The sequence below is a fragment of the Burkholderia sp. Bp8984 genome (assembly GCF_003853755.1).
GTDB lineage: Bacteria > Pseudomonadota > Gammaproteobacteria > Burkholderiales > Burkholderiaceae > Burkholderia.
The window spans coordinates 12,357-27,454 of sequence record NZ_QTQN01000022.1 but is presented as its reverse complement, the minus strand read 5'-3'; the positions used below and the strand labels follow the sequence as shown (position 1 = coordinate 27,454).

Sequence of the window (15,098 nt, the reverse complement as noted above, 5' to 3'; positions counted from 1 at the left end):
GCATGCGAAACGGGCCGGACTGCCGCGCGCGCGGCGATCCGGCCCGTGCTCGTTCAGGTGCGTGCATGCAATGCACGCGGCCTGTCACTCGCCATACAGCCCGAGCAGCTTCAGCGTGACGCCGTTGGTCCAGCCGAAGCCGTCCTGCAGCGGATATTCGCCACCCCCGCCGCCGCCCGCGCCAGCCCCTTCGACCACGTACTTCTCGACGAGCTTGCCTTCGGTTGCATACACATGCTTCACGTCGGTCAGAAAGCGCGTGCCGATGTCCTTCGCGAGCGCCGGCTCGCCGTAGCGGCGCAGCCCGTCGATCGCGATCCACTGCAGCGGCGCCCAGCCGTTCGGCGCGTCCCATTGCTGGCCCGTGTTCGCGGTCGTCGTCGCGAGGCCGCCCGGCTGCAGCAGCGTCTTGCGCACCTCGCGCGCGGTCGCCTTCGCACGCTCGGGCCACGCGACGCCCGCGAACAGCGGATACAGCGCGGCCGCCGTCACGCCGTCGCGCGGCTTGCGCAACTGCCAGTCGTAGTCGCCGTAATAGCCGCGACGGTTCCACAGATAGTGGTTGATCGCGGCCGCGCGCCGCGCCGCCCGTCCGGAGAAATCCGCGACGCACGCGAAGTCGCGCGTGACCGCGCAGCCTTTCACGATCGTCGTCTCGAGATGGAACATCAGGCTGTTCAGGTCGACCGGCACGATCGCCGTCGTGCGGATCGTCGCGAGCGTCCGGCCGTCGCCGAACCAGCGCGAGCTGTAGTCCCAGCCGCTTTCGGCACCCGCGCGCAGGTCGCGGTACACCTCGTTCGCGGGGCGATCCGGCACGGCCTTCGCGGTCGTCACGTCCTCGAGATACGACTCGTCGCGCGGCGTGTCGCTCGCGTCCCAGTAGCGGTTCAGCACCGCACCGTCCGGCATCGCGACCACGTTGCGCGCGGCCTGCCCGCGCGGCGTCGTCGTTTCGCCCTGCATCCAGTACGCATGCTCCTTGCGCAGCGCCGGCAGGTATTTCTGGTAGACCTTGTCGCCCTCGGCCTGCGCGGCGAGCGTGACCATGTACGCGAAGAACGGCGGCTGCGAGCGGCTCGCGTAGTACGTGCGGTTGCCGTTCGGGATGTGGCCGATCGTGTCGATCAGGTATGCGAAGTTGTCGAGCATGTCGTCGACGAGATCCTCGCGCCCCGACACCTGCAGCCCGAGCATCGTGAAATAGGTATCCCAGTAGTAGCCTTCGCGGAAGCGGCCGCCCGGCACCACATACGGCTTCGGCAGCGCGATCAGCGAACTGTACGGCGGCACCGTCGTGCTGGTGCGCGTGAGCTGCGGCCACAGCCAGTCGATGTGCTGGCGCAGCGTCTGGTTCGCGGGCGGCGTGACCCCGCCTTCCGGCGGCGGCGTGAAGTGCTGGTCGACGAACGCCTTCAGCGAGAAGCCCGGCTGCGACTTCTGTTGCTGATACAACTGTACGATCGTCGCCGGATCGGCGTTGGGCGTCGCGTCGACGAAGGTCTTCTGGTCGGGATAGAGTTGCGCCGTCTGCACCGCGACGAACAGGTCGCCGTAGAGCTGGCTCGGCGGCGGCAGCAGCGTGCCGGAAGCCGGCGCCGTGGCGGGCGCGGCGGACTGGCTGGCCGCCTGCATCGCGGCCTGGTTCGCACTGTCGGCCTGCGCGGCGCAGCCGGCGACCGCGAGGTAAGCGACGGCGAGCACGGCGGCCCAGCGCAGACGCGGCGCGGGCACGGACGGATGCGAGGCAGGATGCGATGCGGTCGATGCGGCGCGACGTGACGTCATGACGTGTCCCCTCCTTTCGATGATGAATGGTTCGGCAGGGGTCTCGTTCGCGCGTGCGCTCGTCTCGATGGCCGTCGATCGATGCGCGTCGTTGTCATCCGCAGATGAGTTCCGACTGTCGCACGAAACGCGCATCGCACGCAAGTTTCGCGGCCGCCTCCGGGGGCGCGCGTCATGTGTCACGTCATGGACCGCACCGGCAGCGCGGTCGTCTCTTCTTCCACGCGCGCTAACAGGAACGACTGTTGCAACATGCGGAACGAGCGTTGTCTCGCGTGACGCAACGACCACATTGTGGGCATAATGGCGTCTTTACCGCGCGCCCTGCCCATGTCGCCCGTCTTTCTAGCACCGCTCATCGTTGCCTGTGCGTTGTTCATGGAAAGCGTCGACGCGAACATCATCGTCACCGCCCTGCCCGCGATGGCGAGGGACTTCGGGCACAATCCCGTCACACTGAACATTGCGATCACGGCCTACGTGGTCGGCCTCGGCGTCTTCATCCCGATCTGCGGATGGCTTGCCGACCGCTTCAGCGCGCGCTCCGTGTTCCGCACCGCGATCGGCATCTTCGTCGCCGGCTCGCTGATGTGCGCGGCCTCCAATTCCCTCGGCGTGCTCACGTTCGCGCGCTTCGTGCAGGGCGTCGGCGGCGCGATGATGGTGCCGGTCGGCCGGATCATCATCTTCCGCGCGGTGCCGCGCTCCGATCTCGTGCGCGCGATGAACTACCTCGCGATTCCCGCGCTGTTCGGGCCGACGGTCGGGCCGCTCGTCGGCGGCTTCATCACGACCTACCTGCACTGGCGGATGATCTTCTTCATCAACGTGCCGATCGGCATCTACGGGATCTACCTCGCGAGCAAGCACATCGCGAACACGCACGAGGCCGATCCCGGCCCGCTCGACTGGTTCGGCTTCCTGCTGTCGGCGAGCGGCGCCGCGCTGCTGCTGATGGGGCTCACGCTGATCGACGGCGCGCTCACGTCGCGCGGCAACGCGCTCCTGATGTGCGCGGCCGGCGCGGCGATGCTCGCGCTCTACGTGCCGTACGCGCGCCGCAAGGCGCGCCCCGTGCTCGACCTCAGTTTCCTGAAGATCCCGACTTACCACGCGAGCGTGGTCGGCGGGTCGCTGTTCCGCATCGGCCTCGGCGCCGTGCCGTTCCTGCTGCCGCTCGCGCTGCAGGAAGGCCTCGGCATGAGCGCGTTCCACTCCGGGCTGATCACCTGCGCATCGGCACTCGGCGGCGCGGTGAGCCGCTCGACGGCCACCCATACGTTGCGCCGCTTCGGCTTTCGCACGGTGCTGATCTACAACGCCGCGTTCGCCGGGCTCGCGATCGCCGCCTACGGCGTGTTCCATCCGGGCATGGCGACCTGGGCGATCTGGATGATCGTGCTGGTCGGCGGGATCTTCCCCGCGCTGCAGTTCACGAGCCTGAATTCGATGATCTACGCGGATATTTCGCAGGCCGATGCAGGCCGCGCGACGAGCCTCGGCAGTGTCGTGCAGCAGATGTCGCTCGGGCTCGGCGTGACGGTCGCCGGCCTCGTGCTGCACCTGTCGCACTGGCTGCAGGGGCATCAGACGATGGTGTGGTCGGATTTCTGGCCCGCGTTCGTCGTGGTCGGGCTGTGTTCGTTCGCATCGATTCCGATCACGCGGCGGCTGCCGCCCGGCGCCGGCGACGAGGTCGCGCGCGGCAAGCGGCAATGAACGGGCTGGCTGGCGGGAAAAGGCTGGCGGCGGAAAAGCGAAACAACAAAAAAATCAGCGGACATCCACACGGGGCCGGTGCACAGCCGCATGGATGTCCGCTCAGGGCTCCGGGTCTCTCGTTGGGGGTTGAGAATCCCGGATCTGCTTCCTGCGTGCCATGGACATATGTGCGTCGGAAGCCGAATCGTTGCGCGCACATTTCGTCGCGCCATGACTGCACTATAGGGAAAGTCGCGCCGCGCATCTGTCAAGCATTGTCAGACGTGTCGCGCGAAAGCGTCGCACACGTGCGCCGCTTTCGCGCTAAAGTGGTGCCCGACCGCCACCTTCAGCCGCCGCTCCGATGCTCACGCTTTCGCCCGCCGCCGCCCGCGCGCTGCATCTCGCCGCGCAGGGCCTGCTGACCCCGCCCCGCCGCAAGGCCACCAAGGCCGACGTGCTCGACACGATCCGCCGAATGGCGCAGTTACAGATCGATACGATTCATGTCGTCGCGCGCAGTCCGTATCTCGTGCTGTTCAGCCGTCTCGGCGACTTCGCCCCGCAGTGGCTCGACGAGCATCTCGCCGAGGCGCGCCTGTTCGAATACTGGTCGCACGAAGCGTGCTTCCTGCCGGTCGAGCAATTCGGGCTGATGCGCTACAAGATGCTCGATCCGTCGGGGATGGGCTGGAAATACGCGGCCGACTGGCACGCGCAGAACCGCGCCGAGATCGAGCGGCTGCTCGCGTGCATACGCGACGAAGGCCCCGTGCGGTCCGCCGATTTCATCCGGGAAGACGGGGTGAAAGGCAACGGATGGTGGGACCGCAAGCCCGAGAAAAAACACCTGGAAGTGCTGTTCACGACCGGCCACCTGATGGTGTCCGAGCGCCGCAATTTCCAGCGCATCTACGACGTGCGCGAGCGCGTGCTGCCCGACTGGGACGATGCGCGCGACCTGCCGCCGCGCGACGCGGTGCTGCCCGCGCTGCTCGACTACACGTGCCGCGCACTCGGGATCGTGCGCGCGGACTGGGTTGCCGATTACTACCGGCTGCCGCGCCGTTCGTACCGCGCGGAACTCGAGCGGCTCGCGGACGCGGGCGAGCTGATCCCGGTGGAGGTCGCCGACTGGAAGGAGCCGGCCTACGTGCATCGCTCGCTCGACGCGCTGCTGCCGGCCGCCGCGGCAGACACGCTGCGCTCGACGGTCACGACGCTGCTGTCGCCGTTCGATCCGGTGGTATGGGACCGGCGGCGCGCCTCGACGCTGTTCGGGTTCGACTACACGATCGAGTGCTATACGCCCGCGCACAAGCGGCGCTACGGCTACTTCTGCCTGCCGGTGCTGCATCGCGGCCGACTGATCGGGCGCGTCGACGCGAAAGCGCATCGCGCGCTCGGCACGTTCGAGTTGAAGACGGTGCATGTCGAGCCGGGCGTGCGGTTCGGCACGGGGCTCGCGGCCGACGTCGCGAAGGCCGTGAAACGGCTGGCGGCGTGGCATGGCACGCCGGAAGTCACGGTCGGGCACGCGCCGACAGCGCTCGCGGACGCACTGCTCGGCGGCTGATCTGCCGCGGCGGCGCGACCGCTCGCCCGCCGCATGCATGCGCGCCGGCACCGTTGCCGTATCGACGCGCCGACGCATCGACCCATCGACCCATCGACCCATCGCGGCGCCGCCGCGCATGCCCACCGCGCGGTGGGCCTCCGCTGCAACCGCTACCGCTTCGCGGCAATCCAGCGGGCAATGCCCGGCCACACGTCCTTCAGCGTGCGCGATCCCATGAACAGCCCGATATGTCCGCCCGGCACGAGTTGGCGCGTCACCTGCGAGGCGGGCGTCCCCACCAGGTCCTGCGCGGCGAACACCTGCTCCTGCGTCGTGATGTCGTCGGCCGCGCCGGCAAGCAGATAAACGGGGCACGTGATCGCCTTCAGGTCGAGCATCCGCCCGAGCGCGACGAACGTGCCCTTCGCGAGCCGGTTCTCCTTGAAGATCTGCACGATCGCCTGCAGATACCAGCGCCCCGGCAGGTCGATCGGACTTTCGTACCAGTTCGCGAATGCTTCGCGCTTGCGCAGGTAGTCCGCATCGTCGAGGTGTTCGTACAGGTCGACGTGCTCGGCGAGATAGTGCTGGTCGGGATGCATGTTCTTCCAGCCGCGCAGCATGAAGCGCCCGCGCATCAGGCCGCCGCCCATCGTCACCAGTTCCTCGTAGAACGACGTCGGATAGGTGTGCGCCATCTGCTTGATCGGACCGTCGCCCGCATCCGTGTCGATCGGCGCGCCCGCGAGCACGAGGCTCGCGACCTTGTGCGGAAAGCGCGCCGCATACATCGCGGACATCCACCCGCCCTGGCACAGACCGACGAGATTCACGCGCCCGCCGAGTTCGTCGACGCAGACGTTCAGCTCGGCCAGGTACTGGTCGATCTCGAGGTCCCGCATGTCTTCGGTCGCCGAGCGCCAGTCGGTCAGGTACACGCGCGTCACGCCGTGCTCGCGCAGCGTCTGCATCAGGCTCTGCCCCGGCTGATAGTCGGCGATCATCGCCCGGTGTCCCGCATACGGCGCTTCGACGATCGTCGGCAGCCCGTGCGCCGGCGCGACCGAATAATCGCGGAACGTCATCGTGCGCAGTTCCAGCAGCGCGCGGTTCGGCGACGCCAGCGCCGGATGCGGTTCGCAATGCAGTTTCTCCTCTTCCGCGACGAAACGCAGGTTGCGCGCGGTGAGTGCCGAGCCGAGCCGGACCATCGCGGCGGCGGCGGCCATCGGCCAGAAGATCGGCAACGCCGGCGCGCTGGCGGACGTCGCGGAAGGCGGGACGGTATCGGTATCGCTCGAATTCACTGAATTCATCGAATTCCTGGCTACTGGGAACATGAAGGGAAAAAGCCGTACGCGGGCTGCGCGACGATCGTCCGCGCTACACCCGCGGCGAATCGCACGTCACGCGCGCGGCCGTGTCGTATGCATGACGTTTGCGCCCTTCGATGCGTCCGCAACGATCTTCCGATGCGGACGGCAATCGGTCATCGAACGCCCGGTGCGACGATCGGCGAAACCATTCTGGTCCGTAACCGGAAGCGATCGCTTGATCGTCGTCAATCGTTTCAGGTGAAATCCCGATAGCATGAAATCGCGCGATGACAGTTCGATGGCCGCGGCGCGATATCCGCCGACCTCGCTGCCGGCCTCGCGGCCGACATCGCGTCGCCACAGCGCACCGGCGACACCGGGCGACCTGCCTCCCCGCCTCACATGCACATCCGCGAAATCCGCTCGAAGATCAGCAGTACCTCGTCCACGCGCAAGATCACGAAGGCGATGGAAATGATGGCCCGCACCAAGATGGCGGTCGCGCAGCGGCGGGCGCGCGATTTCCGGCCCTATGCGGCGCGCATCCGGGAGATGGCCGAGCGCGTGCTGCGCGACCGGTCCGGCCACGTCTCCGCGCTGATGGCGAGACGCACGCCCGTGCGCCGCGTCGGCCTGATCGTCGTCAGCACCGATCGCGGGCTGTGCGGCCCGCTCAATACGCGGCTGCTGGTCGAATGCGTGGATGCGCTCGAACGCTGGAACCGCGCCGGCGTCGCGTGCGAACTCAGCGTGATCGGCGCACGCGGCATTGCGCCGCTGATGCGCCATGGCGCGACCATCACCGCCCGCGCGAGCGGCCTCGCCGCCGCGCCGCACTTCGAGCAGCTGCTCGGCGCGCTGCTCGTGCCGCTCACCGCATTCGTCAACGGCGAACTGGACGAACTGCACATCGCGTACAACCGGTTGACGAGCCCGCTCGCGTATTCGCCGCGCATCGACGCGGTGCTGCCGCTCACCGGCCTCGACACCGGCACGCCGCCCGGCGACACCGCGACATCCGACTATCTGTACGAGCCCGCGCCGAAACCGGCCGTGGATACCTTGCTGCTGCGCTACGTCGAGGCGACGCTCTACCAGGCCGTCGTCGAGAATTACGCATGCGAGCAGTGCGCGCGGATGTTCAGCATGCAGACCGCGACGGAGAACGCCGATCGCGTGCTGCGCAAGCTGCGGCACCTGTATCAGAAGACGCGCCAGGCGCAGATCACCACCGAGCTGTGCGAGATCGTCGCCGGCGCGGCGGCGGTCTGAAGGAGGCACGCATGCCGACGTCGATGAAGCTCGACATCCTCAGCGTGGAAGACGTGCTGTATTCGGGCGACGCACATTTCGTCGTCGTGCCCGGGGAAAGCGGCGAGCTGGGCATCTACCCGCATCACGCGCCGCTGCTCACGCGGCTGCGGCCCGGCGTCGTGACGCTCGTTGCCGCACCGGGCGGCGAGCACCGCCGGCTGCTCGTCGCGGGTGGCCTGCTGGAAGTCAGCCGCGACGGCGTGACGCTGATTGCCGACCACGCACTGCGCACGCCCGAACTCGACGACCTGCGCGCACGCGAAGCACGGCATGCGGCGGACGAGTGGCGCCGGCGCTTCGCGCACGACAACCGGCGCGCCTTCGATTTCGCATCGGCGCGTGCGGAGTTGATGGACGAAATCCGGCGCTTCTTCGCGCTGGCGATGCACCGGGAGTCCGCGCCGCGCGACACGCCGGGCGCCGCCGGCTAGGCCGGGCGCCGGCACCGCTCGTCGTGCGATCGGCGGGCGTGCTCAGTTCAGTCGCGCAGCTTGCGAAAACGCGGCGTGCCGTCCGGCAGGTTCTCGTTGAACATCGCTTCCGGCCGCACCCACAAGCCGCGCGCATGCGGCCACAGATGCTCGTACACGACCACCGACTCCTCGGTTTCGGAATGACGGGCGACGCCGATGTAGCGATACAGCCCGCCCTTGTAGTGACGATGCGTGGCGAGCTGTTCGGCTTCCTGTTCGGTCATGATCTGCTTCCCTTCGGCAAAAACGAAAGCGCGTATTGTATGCGCTCGCCGCGCGTCAGCGTTTCGCGTAGATATCGGGGCGGCGGATTTCCATCAGCCGTTCGGGATTCGCGGACGGCCCGAAACCGACCGGCCGGTACAGTTCGTGCGCGTCGGTCGTCACGAGCATGATGCGGCGCAGGCCCTGCACCATCGGCTGCGCAAATACGTGGTCGATCAGCGCGCGGCCATAGCCGTTGCCGCGCTCGGCCGGCAAGACGAATACGTCGCACAGGTAGGCGAACGTCGCGTGGTCGGTCACGAGCCGCGCGAATCCGACGAGCCGGTCGCCCACATACGCGCCGAAGCACAGCGAGCCGTCGATCGCGCGCTCGACGACATCGCGCGGAATGCCCTGCGACCAGTACGCATCGCGATGCAGGAAATCGAAGATCGCGTCGATGTCGAGCTCGCGCTTGTCGGTGGAAAATCTCAGCGGGGCGGGGGTGGCTGCGGGCACGTCGGCTCTCCGGTCGGCTGGGGGAGCAGCAACGATAGCGCGGTGCGGGGTGGGCGACAAGCGATGCCGCCTCGACATGTACAACATTCCGTACAATGGACGCCCATGCCATACTTGTACAGTTCAAAGTACAAGTATGGCGAATCATGCGCACGATTCACTTTTCGGATGCCCGCAGCAATCTGAAGACGGTCATCGACCAGGTCGTCGACGACGCGGACGTGACGCTCATCACGCGTCGCGATGCGCCGAACGCGGTCATCATGTCGCAGGAATACTATGACAGCCTGATGGAGACGGTTCATCTGCTCCGCTCACCGGCCAACGTTGCCCACCTCGAACGCTCGATCGCGCAACTGCGCAAGGGCAAGACGAAAGAGCACAAGCTGGCGGGGGACGATGAATGAGCGTACGCCGCGTGCTCTTTACTTCCGACGCGTGGGACGACTGCGTTTATTGGCAAGGGCAAGACCGCAAGACGCTCAAGCGCATCAACCAGCTCATTCGCGAAGCCCAACGGACACCGTTTGAAGGCATCGGCAAACCCGAACCGCTGAAGGCCAATCTGTCCGGGTTCTGGTCCCGCCGCATCGACGATACGAACCGCCTCGTCTACGAAGCGGACGATCTTCAAATCAGCATCGTGTCCTGCCGCTACCACTACGCGTAGCACCAATCCCGCCGCCGTCCCCGCCTCTTCAAGGCGCCGGCAACGCCCGATCGGCCTTGCACCGCTTCAGCGGCAGCGGCCGGGCCGCCACGATCCGCGTCACCTCGCGGGTGCGCGGGTCGATTTCCAGGTCGAGGCACGCGCAGCCGTAACCGTGCATCCCCGCATTGGTGACGACCCAGCCGCGTGTCGACATGTCCGGCATCTCGTCGAGGCCCGGCACCGGCGGGCTGCCCTGGGTCGACAGCGTCCAGCTGTTGTCCTTGTCGACGAGCCACCAGTTGGCCGGCGTCGGATTCTCGAGCCATCCGCAGCGCTTCTCCGCGGCGGCGGCCGCGGGCGTCGCGGACGTCAGCGCGACGAACACACCGAGCATCCACATCGCAGAACGGGCACGGGCGATTTTCATTTCAGGGAAGTCCGGACGAAGGAAACGGGGGGAAACGATAGCGTCGACAGCATACCGGGCTTTCATGCCCGTTATGTCATGCACCGCGTTTCGCGGGCGGCATTCCGTCCGATGCAAGGAAGCTGCCCGACCATCCCGCTTCGCCGCGGACCCAACCGCTCGCGCGGGCCACGCGGCTCGATTCGGTGATATCGTCACCGGCTCGATCAACTCGCGGCATCGCTTCATGCCTTATCGACTCATCGCGTTCGACTTCGACGGCACCCTCGCCGATTCGCTCGACTGCTTTCTCGCGGCGCTCACGGAGGCATCGCGCCTGCACGGCTTTCGCGACGCGACGCCCGAGCTGCGCCCCGCGCTGCGCGGCATGTCGGCGCGCGAGATCATCCGCGCGCTCGAGGTGCCGATGTGGAAAGTGCCGCGTGTGACGCTCGACATGCGCCGGCTGATGCGGCCGCGCATCGCGCACGTAAAGCTGTTCCCCGGCGTCGACGCGACCTTCGACGCGCTCGCCGCACGCGGCATCCGCATCGCGATCGCGACGTCGAACACCGAGGACATCGTGCGCGACCGGCTCGGCCCGCACGCGAGCCGTTGCGTCGACACGTTCGCGTGCGGCATTCCGCTGTTCGGCAAGGCGCGCCGGCTGCGCGCGCTCGTGCGCGAAGCGGGCATGCAGCCCGACGACGTGCTGTATGTCGGCGACGAGATCCGCGATGCCGAAGCGGCGCGCCGCGCGCGTATCGCATTCCAAGGTGTCGCATGGGGTTACACGGCGCCCGACGCGCTGCAGGCGCATTGCGCGACGCCGTTGCTGCCGCGTCTCGACGCATTGCTCGATCGCGTGTGAGGACGCCGTACGAATCGCGCGCTCGATTCGACGAATCGCGAAACAACCCGCCCGCGAAACGATGAAACGTCGATGACATGCGCGCGCATTGCAGCGATCGAATGCACGCTGCGCACGCAAAAATTGCCGCCACGATGCACGTAACAGGTACGCCCTACCTGGCCGCGCGCGCATCCATCGTTTCGTCTTACCAACCGTTACACAAACCACAGCGCGGTTGCACCTGCTACCTGAGCGCTCTCCTAGAATCAGTCGGGCCGGGAAACACTTCGAACGCCGCCGCGGCAGAGCGGCGATCGAGCCCGGCCCGGGCGCGCCCGGTCTCTCGCACAGCTGCGGATCACGCGATCCGTCCGTTAATCAGAGCCCCGATCGTAAGGAGGTCCCATGAACCGCTTCCCCCAAGTCTCGCGCCTTGCATTGTCTGCCGCTGGCCTGCTTCTCGTCGCCGTGACGGCGACCGCGCAAACCGCGCAACCGGCGCCGTCCGCACCGGCCGCCGCCACGCAGACGCGCATCCACGAAGCCGACCAGGCCTTCATCAACGACGGCACGAAAACCGTGTCGACCCAGCACGACGCCGCACGCATCGCCGATTCGCGCACGTCGGACAGCCAGGTGAAGGCGTTCGCGCAACGCGTGTCGACCGACGATGAGAAGATCATCCAGGCGATGCGCGCGGCCAGCCCGCGCGGCGTCGACGTGCCGGCCAACGATCCCGACACGGCCGTGCTGGACAGCATCAAGACCCTGCGCGGCGCGGAATTCGACAAGGCGTATATCGAGCAGGTCGCGCTCGCCGGCCAGCAGAAGACGATCTCGGCATTCCAGGCCGAAATCGCGTCGGGCCGCGACACGAAGCTGAAGGAAGTCGCGCGCCAGGCGCTGCCGATCCTGCAGGCGCACTACGCGGCCGCGCAGAAGCTCGCGCAGCGTCATCACCTCGCATCGGCGCAGTAACGCGCTGCCCGCCGCGCACCGCGCGCGGCACGCCGCTTCCCCCCTCGTCGCGTCGCCGCCTCCTTTGCGGCGGCGCGACGCACGCGGCACCCGCCTCGCGTCAGGTCGCGAGCTTCGCCCGCAACCGCTCGCTCACCTCCGGCCATTCGTCGTCGATGATGCTGAAGCGCACCGAATTGCGCTTGCGGCCATCGGGCATGATCCGCTCGTGACGCACGATCCCTTCCTGCTTCGCACCGAGCCGCAGAATCGCCGCGCGTGACTTCTCGTTCAGCTCGTCGGTCGTGAACTGCACGCGCACACAGTGCAGCGTGTCGAACGCATACGCGAGCAGCAGCCATTTCGCTTCGGTATTCGCGCGCGTGCGCTGCGCCGATGCGCTCAGCCACGTATGACCGATCTCGAGCTTGCGGTTCTTGCGGTCGATCTTCCAGAAACGCGTGCTGCCGATCACGCGGCCCGACGCACGCTCGACGATCACGAACGGCATCACGGTGCCGGCCGCGCGGCCTTGCAGCGCCGTGTCGAGATAGGCGTCGACCGTCTCCTCGCCCGGCACGACCGTGACCTTCAGGTTCCACAGCTCGCCGTCCGCCGCCGCATCGAGCAAAGCCTGCCGGTCGGATGCTTCGAGCGGCCGCAGCGCGATGCGCTCGCCGGTGAGCGTCGGTTGTCCGGGGGAAGATGAAGCGTCGGTCATGACGGGTTCCGTTTCCGTGAAGATGACGAAGAGAAGCAGGCTGCGCGCAGCGAAACGCCCATCATACGGCCGTCGTCAGCCGGGCAGCGCGGCGAGCCGCTCGCGAATCGCCTGCGCTTCGCCACGCAGCGCTTCGGCGAATGCGTCGACGAGCAGGCTCTTCGGCCGGTGCTCGGGCACGATCACGCTGACGCGGTAGGGAAACGAGCGCGTGAGCGGCCGCACGTGCAGGTCGCGCCCGACGAAATCGAGCGCGGTCAGCGGATTGACGATCGCGGCGCCCAGCCCCTGCCGCACGAACGCGCACACCGACACGGCCGACGGCGTCTCGACCACCGAACGCGGCGCGACACCGAGCTGCGCGAACGCCTCGTCGATCAGGATCCGGTACGGGTCGTTCAGCGACAGGCTCACGAACGGGCGATCGGCGAGATCCGCGAGATCGATCGCGCGCTGCGCGAGCAGCGGATGGCCGTCCGGCAGCACGCACACCTCGTCGACTTCGAGCAGCGGCGTGAGCACGGTGCCGGCCGGCGCGACGTCGTGCTCGGTCAGCCCGACATCGTAGCGCTGCGCGGTCAGCCACTCTTCGAGCACCGGCGACTCCTGCGTCGCGACCGACACGCTGACGCCCGCATGCGCGTCGTGAAAGCGCCGGCATGCGCCGGGCAGGATCGCGTGCGAAAACGCCGGCAGCGCGATCACCGACAATTGACCGTCGCGAAACTCGCGCAGCCGCGCGGCCGTCGCCGCGACGCGCTCGAGCCCCACATACGCGAGCCGCACGTCGTCGAACAGCGTGAGCGCGGCCATCGTCGGCCGCAGCCGGCCATGCGAGCGCTCGAACAGCGCGAAGCCGACCACCTGCTCCATCCGCGCGAGCTCGCGGCTGATCGTGGGCTGCGACGTATAGAGCATCTCGGCCGCGCGCGTCGTGCTGCCGGTGACCATCAGCGCGCGGAAGACCTCGATGTGCCGGTGTGTGAGCATGGCCGCCTATATCAAAAATGAATCGAATGTCGACAAACATGCATTTTACTGTATAGACATTCAGGCGCATCATTCAAGCTGTCCGTTCATTCGATCCGATTCATCCGCCATGTCCCTCGATTCCCGCCAGCTCGCGACGCTCGCGCAGCAATACGGCACCCCGCTGTGGGTGTACGACGCCGACGTCATCCGCGACCGCATCGCCCAACTGCGCCAGTTCGACGTGATCCGCTATGCGCAGAAGGCGAACTCGAACCTGCATATCCTGAAGCTGATGCGCGAGGAAGGCGCGTGCGTCGACGCCGTGTCGCTCGGCGAGATCGAACGCAGCCTCGCGGCCGGGTTCAGTCCGGCGGGCGAGCCGGAAGGCGTCGTGTTCACGGCCGACCTGATCGACCGTCCGACGCTCGCGGCCGTGCTGAAGCACGGCGTGACCGTGAACGCCGGCTCGCTCGACATGCTCGCGCGCGTCGGCGAGCATGCTCCCGGCCATCGCGTGTGGCTGCGCGTGAATCCCGGCTTCGGCCACGGCCACAGCAACAAGACCAACACCGGTGGCCCGCAGAGCAAGCACGGGATCTGGATCGACGACGTGCCGCGCGCGATCGAGATCGTGCGCCAGTACGGGCTCAAGCTGGTCGGCATCCACATGCATATCGGCTCGGGCGTCGACTACGGCCACCTGTCGCAGGTGTGCGATGCGATGGTCGACCTCGTCACGTCGCTCGGCCACGACATCGAAGCGATCTCCGCCGGCGGCGGGCTGTCGATTCCGTATCGCGACGGCGAGCCGCGCGTCGACGTCGGTCACTACTTCAGCCAGTGGGATGCCGCGCGCAAGCGGATCGAACGGCATCTCGGCCACGCGGTGCGCATCGAGATCGAACCGGGCCGCTTCCTCGTTGCCGAGGCCGGCACGCTCGTCACCGAAGTACAGGCCGTGAACCGCCGTCCGAAGCACGACTTCGTGCTGATCGACGCGGGCTTCAACGACCTGATGCGTCCGTCGATGTACGGCAGCTACCACGCGGTGTCCGTCCACACGCAGGACGGCGCGCTGCCGGCCGGCCGGCCGCTCGTCGACATCGCGATCGCGGGGCCGCTGTGCGAGTCCGGCGACGTGTTCACGCAGGACGCGGGCGGCGTGGTCACGCACCGCAAGCTCGCGCAGCCGCAGATCGGTGACCTGCTGTTCCTGCACGATGCGGGCGCCTACGGCGCGTCGATGTCCTCGAACTACAACAGCCGGCCGCTCGCGCCGGAGGTGCTCGTCGATCGCGGCACGCCGCGGCTGATCCGCCGCCGGCAGACGATCGACGAACTGCTCGCGCTCGAAACGTTCGAGTAACACGCGTTCGGCGGCAGTCACGCCAACGGCCAGGTTTGCCGCTACCGGCAAATCTGGCCGTTGTGCTTTTCGGCGCGCGGCGCTCATGCCGCCCGGCAACACATGAAGCACGCCGCCGAAGTCGCCGATCTTCCACACGCGGTCGCCTCGCCCCTTCGCACCTTCGAACCTTCTCCCCTTCGCCACCTGCGCCGACCGACTCCGACACCCGCTTCCCGGGTGTTCGGTCACACCCCGGCCAATGACTTCTGCCGCATTGTTCGCCCGCCGCGCACCACGCACAGTGGCCGCACGGCAG

The 15,098-nt window shown here is 67.6% G+C and carries 17 protein-coding genes; 9 read left to right on the top strand and 8 right to left on the bottom strand.

Translation table 11 applies throughout. The features are described from left to right. Positions 1 to 84 precede the first annotated feature (84 nt). Positions 85 to 1,788 carry an alpha,alpha-trehalase TreA gene (gene treA, locus DID98_RS21915; RefSeq protein ID WP_124523027.1) on the bottom strand — a complete coding sequence of 568 codons (1,704 nt, stop codon included), beginning with the start codon at positions 1,786 to 1,788 and terminating at the stop codon, positions 85 to 87. 179 nt (positions 1,789 to 1,967) lie between these two features. Continuing rightward, positions 1,968 to 2,168, bottom strand: coding sequence for a hypothetical protein (locus tag DID98_RS35900; protein WP_185500302.1), 201 nt, complete (start codon positions 2,166 to 2,168; stop codon positions 1,968 to 1,970). Between DID98_RS35900 and DID98_RS21910 the strand changes: the two genes are divergently transcribed. Both DID98_RS21910 and DID98_RS21905 read left to right on the top strand, forming a co-directional pair. Next, positions 2,119 to 3,507: an MFS transporter gene (locus DID98_RS21910; protein ID WP_124485360.1), complete on the top strand. Its 1,389-nt coding sequence runs from the start codon at positions 2,119 to 2,121 to the stop codon at positions 3,505 to 3,507. The two genes, DID98_RS35900 and DID98_RS21910, sit on opposite strands and share 50 nt — an antisense overlap. A 346-nt stretch (positions 3,508 to 3,853) precedes the next feature. Beyond that, the gene (locus DID98_RS21905) at positions 3,854 to 5,065 is read left to right on the top strand and encodes a winged helix-turn-helix domain-containing protein (protein ID WP_124523026.1); all 1,212 of its coding nucleotides are present in this window, start codon (positions 3,854 to 3,856) and stop codon (positions 5,063 to 5,065) included. A gap of 152 nt (positions 5,066 to 5,217) precedes the next feature. Here the strand turns inward: DID98_RS21905 and DID98_RS21900 are convergent, their stop codons facing one another. After that, on the bottom strand, positions 5,218 to 6,276 hold the full coding sequence (locus DID98_RS21900; RefSeq protein WP_185500300.1) for an alpha/beta fold hydrolase: 1,059 nt from the start codon (positions 6,274 to 6,276) through the stop codon (positions 5,218 to 5,220). A gap of 489 nt (positions 6,277 to 6,765) precedes the next feature. Between DID98_RS21900 and atpG the strand changes: the two genes are divergently transcribed. Beyond that, a complete protein-coding gene (atpG, locus tag DID98_RS21895; RefSeq protein ID WP_124523024.1) occupies positions 6,766 to 7,635 on the top strand; it encodes an ATP synthase F1 subunit gamma in 870 nt (289 codons plus the stop codon). A gap of 11 nt (positions 7,636 to 7,646) precedes the next feature. Further along, positions 7,647 to 8,108, top strand: coding sequence for an ATP synthase F1 subunit epsilon (gene atpC, locus DID98_RS21890; protein WP_044847595.1), 462 nt, complete (start codon positions 7,647 to 7,649; stop codon positions 8,106 to 8,108). A 47-nt stretch (positions 8,109 to 8,155) separates the two neighbouring features. On the opposite strand, the gene DID98_RS21885 is transcribed toward atpC, so the two are convergent. After that, positions 8,156 to 8,374, bottom strand: coding sequence for a DUF1653 domain-containing protein (locus tag DID98_RS21885; RefSeq protein WP_006751720.1), 219 nt, complete (start codon positions 8,372 to 8,374; stop codon positions 8,156 to 8,158). A 55-nt stretch (positions 8,375 to 8,429) separates the two neighbouring features. Continuing rightward, positions 8,430 to 8,873: a GNAT family N-acetyltransferase gene (locus DID98_RS21880; RefSeq protein WP_044847594.1), complete on the bottom strand. Its 444-nt coding sequence runs from the start codon at positions 8,871 to 8,873 to the stop codon at positions 8,430 to 8,432. A gap of 146 nt (positions 8,874 to 9,019) precedes the next feature. On the opposite strand from DID98_RS21880, the gene DID98_RS21875 reads away from it, so the two are divergent. Together DID98_RS21875 and DID98_RS21870 are read left to right on the top strand one after the other, a co-directional pair. Beyond that, positions 9,020 to 9,280 (top strand): type II toxin-antitoxin system Phd/YefM family antitoxin, encoded by a 261-nt coding sequence (locus tag DID98_RS21875; RefSeq protein WP_124485354.1) that lies wholly within the window; start codon positions 9,020 to 9,022, stop codon positions 9,278 to 9,280. After that, positions 9,277 to 9,543, top strand: coding sequence for a Txe/YoeB family addiction module toxin (locus DID98_RS21870; RefSeq protein ID WP_060348282.1), 267 nt, complete (start codon positions 9,277 to 9,279; stop codon positions 9,541 to 9,543). The genes DID98_RS21875 and DID98_RS21870 overlap by 4 nt, the downstream gene beginning before the upstream one ends. A 28-nt stretch (positions 9,544 to 9,571) precedes the next feature. On the opposite strand, the gene DID98_RS21865 is transcribed toward DID98_RS21870, so the two are convergent. Next, positions 9,572 to 9,952, bottom strand: a complete 381-nt coding sequence (locus DID98_RS21865; protein WP_207671168.1) for a DUF4087 domain-containing protein — start codon at positions 9,950 to 9,952, stop codon at positions 9,572 to 9,574. Positions 9,953 to 10,178: 226 nt separating this feature from the next. Between DID98_RS21865 and DID98_RS21860 the strand changes: the two genes are divergently transcribed. Both DID98_RS21860 and DID98_RS21855 read left to right on the top strand, forming a co-directional pair. Continuing rightward, positions 10,179 to 10,802: an HAD hydrolase-like protein gene (locus DID98_RS21860; RefSeq protein ID WP_124485353.1), complete on the top strand. Its 624-nt coding sequence runs from the start codon at positions 10,179 to 10,181 to the stop codon at positions 10,800 to 10,802. Between the two features lie 387 nt (positions 10,803 to 11,189). Further along, the gene (locus DID98_RS21855) at positions 11,190 to 11,762 is read left to right on the top strand and encodes a DUF4142 domain-containing protein (protein WP_124485352.1); all 573 of its coding nucleotides are present in this window, start codon (positions 11,190 to 11,192) and stop codon (positions 11,760 to 11,762) included. Positions 11,763 to 11,862: 100 nt separating this feature from the next. Here the strand turns inward: DID98_RS21855 and DID98_RS21850 are convergent, their stop codons facing one another. Together DID98_RS21850 and DID98_RS21845 are read right to left on the bottom strand one after the other, a co-directional pair. Next, positions 11,863 to 12,462 carry a GNAT family N-acetyltransferase gene (locus DID98_RS21850; RefSeq protein ID WP_124522379.1) on the bottom strand — a complete coding sequence of 200 codons (600 nt, stop codon included), beginning with the start codon at positions 12,460 to 12,462 and terminating at the stop codon, positions 11,863 to 11,865. 75 nt (positions 12,463 to 12,537) lie between these two features. After that, positions 12,538 to 13,452, bottom strand: a complete 915-nt coding sequence (locus tag DID98_RS21845) for a LysR family transcriptional regulator (protein ID WP_124523022.1) — start codon at positions 13,450 to 13,452, stop codon at positions 12,538 to 12,540. A gap of 109 nt (positions 13,453 to 13,561) precedes the next feature. Between DID98_RS21845 and lysA the strand changes: the two genes are divergently transcribed. Then, positions 13,562 to 14,800, top strand: a complete 1,239-nt coding sequence (gene lysA / locus DID98_RS21840; RefSeq protein ID WP_124485349.1) for a diaminopimelate decarboxylase — start codon at positions 13,562 to 13,564, stop codon at positions 14,798 to 14,800. The last annotated feature ends 298 nt before the right edge of the window (positions 14,801 to 15,098 follow it).